Source organism: Arthrobacter sp. Dra40 (genome assembly GCF_059091905.1).
The window spans coordinates 1-6,351 of the sequence record NZ_JBNHHB010000256.1 but is presented as its reverse complement, the minus strand read 5'-3'; the positions used below and the strand labels follow the sequence as shown (position 1 = coordinate 6,351).

The following is a 6,351-nucleotide window of genomic DNA, read 5'->3' as shown; positions in this document are numbered from 1 at the left end:
GCACTAAGCCAGGTGCACTAAGCCGTGTGCGCGTTCTAGTTGGTCCGGCGCTTTTCTTGCGAAGCCGGTGCGGTGGCACGGCGCGGGCCACGGCGGGCGGGGCGTTCGGACGCCGGCGTTTCCGAACGGAAGACCGGACGGGTGCCCCCGGCGGTGCGGGTGCCCGAAGCCGAGGTGCGGGGGCCGGCGGCCGTGCGCGGAGCGCTGCCCGACCGAACGGGGCCTCCGGAACGTGCCGAACCCGAACCGCTGCGGCCACCCGCTGCGGTTCCGGACTGGCTGCGGCGTCCGGTGGAATCCGAAGTGCCGGCGGTGCTGCGGTGGCTGCCGTGGCTGCGGGCGGCGACGTCCCTGGTCTGGCCACCACGGCTCTCGCCGCGGGCAGACTGGCGCTGGCTGCCCTCTGACCTGCCGGCAGCAGCGGGCTGCTGGCGGGCTTCGCCGGTGCGGGTCCGTCCGCTGCGGCTGCCGGAGCGCATGGCCCGCTTGCGCTGGGCATTGGCTCCGGTAGAGGTGCCGCCGCCACGCTGAGGCAGGGTTGCTGCCTGCTGTTGGGCCCGCAGCTGCGGATCCACCGGTGCAGCGACCTCGCCCACCAGGTTCGCCAGCAGCTCCGAGGAAGCGGTGACGTTCTCGAAGGCGACGTCCACGCCGGCGGCCTTCATCAGCTTGCTGACTTCGATTCGCTGCTCCGGCAGAGCGAGGGTCACGACGGTGCCGTCGGAACCGGCGCGGGCGGTGCGGCCGGAACGGTGCAAATACGCCTTGTGCTCCGTGGGCGGATCAACGTGGATGACCAGTTCTACATCGTCCACGTGCACGCCGCGGGCCGCCACGTCGGTGGCGACCAGTACGCGCACCCCACCCGAGGAGAACTCGGCCAGGTTGCGGTCCCGGGCGTTCTGCGACAGGTTGCCGTGCAGGTCGACCGCCGGGATACCGGCAGCGGTGAGGGCCTTGGCCAGCTTGCGGGCGTGGTGCTTGGTGCGGGTGAACAGCACGCGGCGTCCGGATCCGGCGGCCAGACGGTTAAGCACCTGCTTCTTTTCCGAAGCATCGCGCGTCATCAGCACGTGGTGTTCCATCGTGGTAACCGCTGCCTGCGGGTCGTCCACGGAGTGCGTCAACGGGCTGGAGAGGTACCGCTGCACCAGCTTGTCCACACCGTTGTCTAAGGTGGCGGAGAACAGCATGCGCTGGCCACCACTGGGGGTGGTATCCAGCAGCTTCTTCACCACGGGCAGGAACCCCAGGTCGGCCATGTGGTCGGCTTCGTCCAGCACGGTGATTTCCACGGATTCGAGCGTGATGACCTTCTGCTTCATCAGGTCTTCAAGCCGGCCCGGGCAGGCAATCACAATATCGACGCCGGCACGCAGCGCCTTTTCCTGGCGCTGCTGCGAAACGCCGCCGTAAATGACGGTGGTGTTCAGTCCCAGTTCGGCGGCCAGCGGCTCGATGGTGTTGTTGAGCTGAGTGGCCAACTCGCGGGTCGGCGCCAGCACCAGGCCCAGCGGGCGGCCCGGCTTGCGGAAATGGGCCGCTTCACGCTCGGCCAACCGGGCCACCAGCGGCAGCGCGAAGGCCAAGGTCTTGCCCGAACCGGTGCGGCCGCGGCCAAGCACGTCGCGGCCGGCGAGCGTATCGGGCAGTGTTTCGGTCTGGATGGGGAACGGGGCTTCAATGCCGTCAGCGGCAAGCTTCGAGGCAAGGGGCTTGGGCACGCCAAGGGCAGCAAAAGTAGTCATAAGAAAGTGCAAATGTCTTCCGGTCAGTGTCCCCGCGGCAGGTTAGCCCAGGGTCGCCGAAGAAAAATCAGACAGTGCCATCCGCCCCGGATCAGTCCGGTCACGTCATCAGACGGAAATGCGGCGGTGCAAATGAAAGCGTTCATCGACGCAGGGAAACGCGTCAAACTGCGCATCCGAGTATCACCAGTCTAGCAGCCCGGCCGGGCTTCCCCCGCACGGGCGATAGTCTGGTGGGGATGACCACTGACTCCCCCACCCCTGAATCTGCCGCGTACGACGACGGGGCGCGCCTGACGCAACCGGCCCACCTTGCCCAGCCCGTCAGCTTTGTGCGGCGCGGTTCCCGCCTGCAGGGCCGCCGCCAGCAGGCATGGGATGAGTACGCCCCGAAGTACGCCGTCGATCTTCCCCGCAGTGGTGGCGACACCACGGTGGACCCGGATTACGTCTTCGAGGCGGAGGCCGCCTTCGGGCGGAAGGCTCCCCTCATCGTGGAGATCGGCTCCGGCCTGGGCGAGGCCGTGTGCCACGCCGCCGAGCAGCATCCGGAGTGGAACTTCCTGGCGCTGGAGGTATACCGGCCGGGATTGGCGCAAACCCTGTTGCGGATCGGCCAGCGCGGCCTGTCGAACGTGCGGGTCGCGCAAGTGAACGCCCCGGATGCCTTGGCCACCATGTTGCCGGAGTCCTCCCTCACCGAACTCTGGGTGTTCTTCCCCGACCCGTGGCACAAGACCCGCCACCACAAGCGCCGGCTGGTCCAGGAGAGCTTCGTGGACCTGGCAGCCCGCGTACTGCAACCGGGCGGGATCTGGCGGCTGGCCACGGACTGGTCCGACTACGCCATCCAAATGCGCCGGGTCGCTGACGCCTCGCCGGACTTCCGCAATCTGCATGCCGGTGAGCGGACCGGGGCTGACAGCCCGTTGACGCAGGTGTGGGAGAGCGGCGTCGAAGGGGTTGTCGGCGGAGCGCCGGTCCGCGAGGGCAAGGTCCCGGTCAGCACCGGCAACGCCAGCACCGGTGAAGGCATGGACACTCTTGGCGGCTGGGCTCCCCGCTTCGAGGGCCGGACCATGACCAGCTTCGAGCAGAAAGCCCACGACGCCGGACGGATAATCTTCGACCTCGCCTACCGCCGGAAATGATCCATCCAGGCCTTCCGACCCGGCCGGGGACCTAGTCAGCGGGCCTGCCAGTGGCGACAGCCGCCAGCGTCGCATCCGAGTTGTCGCGCAGCTCCACTTGCGCGATCTGGTCGGTGTCCATGGCGCAGGCTGCAGTGAGCGAGGCCCGGCCCGCCGGCGTCGCCTGCCAGGAGGCCACCTGATAGGTGTAGCCGGATGTTCCGGTTACCCACAGCGTCAGCACGCCGTCCGGCGGCAACTGTTCCCCCGCAACCTGCATCTCGGTGCCCCAGGCCTTGTGCACCAGCGCCACTTCCACTTGCAGGCCGCCGCTGGCTGTCATCACATAGGTGTCCGACGGTGGTTGCTGCTGCTGGCTCAGCAAGGGGCCGGCGGCCGCCCCGGCAACCAGGCACACAGCCGCCACGGCTGCCACCAACCCGGTCCACCGCCGTCGTTCCTTCCGCCGGCGGCGCGCCAGTTCGTCCACCAGTTCCCGGGTACGCTCCTCGAGCTCATGCTGCGGCGGCACCGCCAGCTCCAGCGCTGCATCGCGTGGCAGCAGGTCCAACAAATCCGGCAGCGACTCGAGGCCGGCGGCCTCCCGGCGGCACTCGGGGCAGGAGGCCAGGTGTTCTTCGAAGACCGGCCGCTGGCGGCGGTCCAGCCCGCCCAAAATGTACAAGCCGAGCAGTTCGTGCTCTTCCTCGTCAATGTTCATGGCTGCTGCACCCCCATCTCGTCCAGAACGGCACGCAGTGCCTTGGCCGCGTAAAACGCCCGCGACTTGACCGTGCCCAGCGGAATGCCCAGCTTCTGGGCCGTTTCCGATGCGGTAAGCCGCTGGTAGTGCAGGGCGAGGATGATGTTGCGGTGGTCGGTGCTGATGCGTGCCAGCGCTTCCTGCATCACCACCCGCAGCAGCAGGCGCTCAAGCTGATCTTCGTCGATGGCGGGTTCATCCTCGCCCAGATCAGTCTCGTTCGGCCGGCGCATGCGGCGCCGGTAGCCATCGATGATGACGTGCCGGGCGGTCTGGTACAGGTAACCGCGCATGTTGTCGGTGTCCGGGCCTCGCTTCCACACCCGCAGGATCGTCTCCTGCACCACGTCCTCCACCTGATCGTCATTGGAGGTCGCGGCACGCACAAACCGCCGCAGCGCCATGGCGTGCTCGCGGTAGAGACGGGCCACGGCTTCCTCGTCCAACGGCACGGCCGCCTCCTCCCTGCCGCCCGGCACGGCGCCGCCTTGAGCAGCGGGCCGCAGCGCACTTCCGCAGCTTCTATGGAGTAGAACGACGGCGGCGGCGTTCCGGTTCAGCGGCACCGAAAGTTTCCTCGCCCACCGTTGAACCATTGTGGGCGCGGGCGGCGTCTTTGCCAATAGCGGGCCGCGCCGCATCGCAATCCGGGTAAGGCGCCACTTCGGGCAGTGCGCTCAGGGCGTTGCCCTCCGGAGAGCACATCCCGGGCAGTTCATTCCGGGCAGCGTACTCCTGCCAGCATTCAAGAGACGGCAAAGGAACCCTTATGAAAATCACCCAGACAGCCGCAGCGTCCCTGCTGGCCGGTGCCATGCTGGTGCTGACCGGTTGCGGAGGAGGTTCGGGAACCCAAGCGCCTGCCGGCCCGGCCGCACCCTATGGCAGCGCGACGTCGGCGGCCAGCTCACCCGGCATGACCGCCGGGCCAGCGTCGCCGCAGGCCGAGGGAGGTGCGAGCGGCGGCACCGAAGCATCCGGAACCGTCACCACGTTGGCCACGGCGGATTCAAACCTGGGCAAGATTGTGGTGGACGGCAAAGGCATGACGGTTTACTACTTCACCAAGGACGTCCCGAATTCGGGCAAGAGCGCCTGCACCGGCGACTGCTTGGCCGCATGGCCGCCTGTGCTGGCCAAAGGAGAGCCGAAACTTGACGGCGTGACCGCCAAAGCGGGGCTTATCAACACGCCTGACGGACAGCAGCAGGTGACGCTCAACGGCATGCCCATCTACTACTGGGTCAAGGACAAGGCTCCGGGCGACACCACAGGACAGGGCGTGAACGGCGTCTGGTTTGTGGCAGCACCTGACGGAAAAATGATCAAGTAACCAACGCCGCCATCCTGCCCGCAGCTGCCTTCTTGGGGCACGGCAGCTGCGGGCTTACCGCGGCGGCGCGCGGCCGGATCAGCGCTGCGGGCGCCAGACCACCAACGCCTGGCTGCGCGGACGAGGCCGCTGGCCCCGGGCCAGCGTCACCACATCGCCGGCCAAACCGGCCGCGAACACGCGTGCGGAATCGAGGCCGGTGCGCTGCCTGGCCACCAGTTCCTCCGACAGGTCCCTGACCTGGGCCTTGAGGGCAGCAACCTCGTTCTCCAGCTGGAGGATGCGCTTGATCCCCTCCAGCGAGACGCCTTCCTGCGAGAGCCGCTGGACCTCACGCAGGGTATTCACGTCCTTTTGCGAATAGCGGCGCTGCCGGCCCCGCTGCCGCGAGGGCGAGACCAGGCCGAGGCGGTCATACTGGCGCAGGGTCTGAGGGTGCATGTCCGCCAGTTCGGCCGCCACCGAAATCACGAAGATCGGCGCATTCATGTCGATACTCAAGGTGCTCTCCCTTCTGCGCTGCGCGCGTTTCCCGTCCGTGCCTTCCACGCTGCTGTGCAAGGGTTCCCGTTACAACCGGGCCTTGGCCGCAAGGTTGCCGCGGGGGTCGGATCCGGCTGTCGCCGCAGCGAAAGCGGCGACGGCTTCTTCCGCCTCCTTGCCAAGGTTCTGCGGGACCACCACGTCGATGGTCACCAACAGGTCACCGGTGTTTTTCGACGTCTTCACGCCGCGCCCCTTGACGCGCAGCGTGCGCCCCGACGGCGTTCCTGCAGGGACCTTGACCTTGACGAATTCACCGGTCAGCGTGGGCACGTCGATCTGCGCTCCCAAGGCAGCCTCCGGAAACGTTACCGGGACGTGAATGCGGATATTGTCGCCGTCGCGCTGGAAGAAGGGGTGGGGCTTGACGTTGACGGTGACCATCAGATCGCCCGCGCCGGCGGGGCCCGGCTGGCCCTTGCCGCGGACGCGGACTTTCTGGCCGTCCTTGATACCGGCAGGGACCCGCACGTCGATCACTTCGCCGCTGGGTTCGCGCAAGCCGATGGTGGTTCCGTTGATGGAACCGGCAAAGGAGATGCTGGTGCTCGCAGTGCGGTCGCCGCCCCTGCGCGGCGGCTGCTGCTGCTGGAACCCGCCGAACCCGCCGAACAGATCGGCGAACTCCGGTGGCACATTGCCCGCCGAGCTGGTTCGCGTGCGGGCACCCTGGCCGAACAGATTGCCGAAGATGTCCTCGAAGCCGCCGGCACCCGGCCCGCCGGCGCCACCGGGACCGCCGGCGCTGAAGCGCGCACCGCTGCCCATGGCGCGGATCGCGTCGTACTGCTCGCGCTCCCCCGGGTCCGAAAGGACTGAGTAGGCCTCGGAGAT

General features: G+C 67.9%; 7 protein-coding genes. 2 read left to right on the top strand and 5 right to left on the bottom strand.

Annotated elements, in window-relative coordinates; translation table 11 throughout:
- Window positions 1–35 precede the first annotated feature (35 nt).
- Entirely contained in the window at window positions 36–1,748 is a 1,713-nt protein-coding gene (locus AC5RWT_RS33125; RefSeq protein ID WP_494083915.1) for a DEAD/DEAH box helicase, read from the bottom strand.
- Window positions 1,749–1,987: 239 nt separating this feature from the next.
- Between AC5RWT_RS33125 and trmB the strand changes: the two genes are divergently transcribed.
- Window positions 1,988–2,899 carry a tRNA (guanosine(46)-N7)-methyltransferase TrmB gene (trmB, locus tag AC5RWT_RS33120; RefSeq protein WP_494083914.1) on the top strand — a complete coding sequence of 304 codons (912 nt, stop codon included), beginning with the start codon at window positions 1,988–1,990 and terminating at the stop codon, window positions 2,897–2,899.
- Between the two features lie 31 nt (window positions 2,900–2,930).
- Here the strand turns inward: trmB and AC5RWT_RS33115 are convergent, their stop codons facing one another.
- Window positions 2,931–3,599 carry a zf-HC2 domain-containing protein gene (locus AC5RWT_RS33115; RefSeq protein ID WP_494083913.1) on the bottom strand — a complete coding sequence of 223 codons (669 nt, stop codon included), beginning with the start codon at window positions 3,597–3,599 and terminating at the stop codon, window positions 2,931–2,933.
- Window positions 3,596–4,093, bottom strand: a complete 498-nt coding sequence (locus AC5RWT_RS33110) for a sigma-70 family RNA polymerase sigma factor (RefSeq protein WP_494083912.1) — start codon at window positions 4,091–4,093, stop codon at window positions 3,596–3,598. The genes AC5RWT_RS33115 and AC5RWT_RS33110 overlap by 4 nt, the downstream gene beginning before the upstream one ends.
- A 317-nt stretch (window positions 4,094–4,410) precedes the next feature.
- On the opposite strand from AC5RWT_RS33110, the gene AC5RWT_RS33105 reads away from it, so the two are divergent.
- Window positions 4,411–4,974, top strand: a complete 564-nt coding sequence (locus AC5RWT_RS33105; protein ID WP_494083911.1) for a COG4315 family predicted lipoprotein — start codon at window positions 4,411–4,413, stop codon at window positions 4,972–4,974.
- Between the two features lie 78 nt (window positions 4,975–5,052).
- Here the strand turns inward: AC5RWT_RS33105 and AC5RWT_RS33100 are convergent, their stop codons facing one another.
- Window positions 5,053–5,463 carry a heat shock protein transcriptional repressor HspR gene (locus tag AC5RWT_RS33100; protein WP_493967270.1) on the bottom strand — a complete coding sequence of 137 codons (411 nt, stop codon included), beginning with the start codon at window positions 5,461–5,463 and terminating at the stop codon, window positions 5,053–5,055.
- 81 nt (window positions 5,464–5,544) lie between these two features.
- The coding region (locus AC5RWT_RS33095) for a DnaJ C-terminal domain-containing protein (protein WP_494083910.1) at window positions 5,545–6,351 on the bottom strand (807 nt) is incomplete at its 5' end.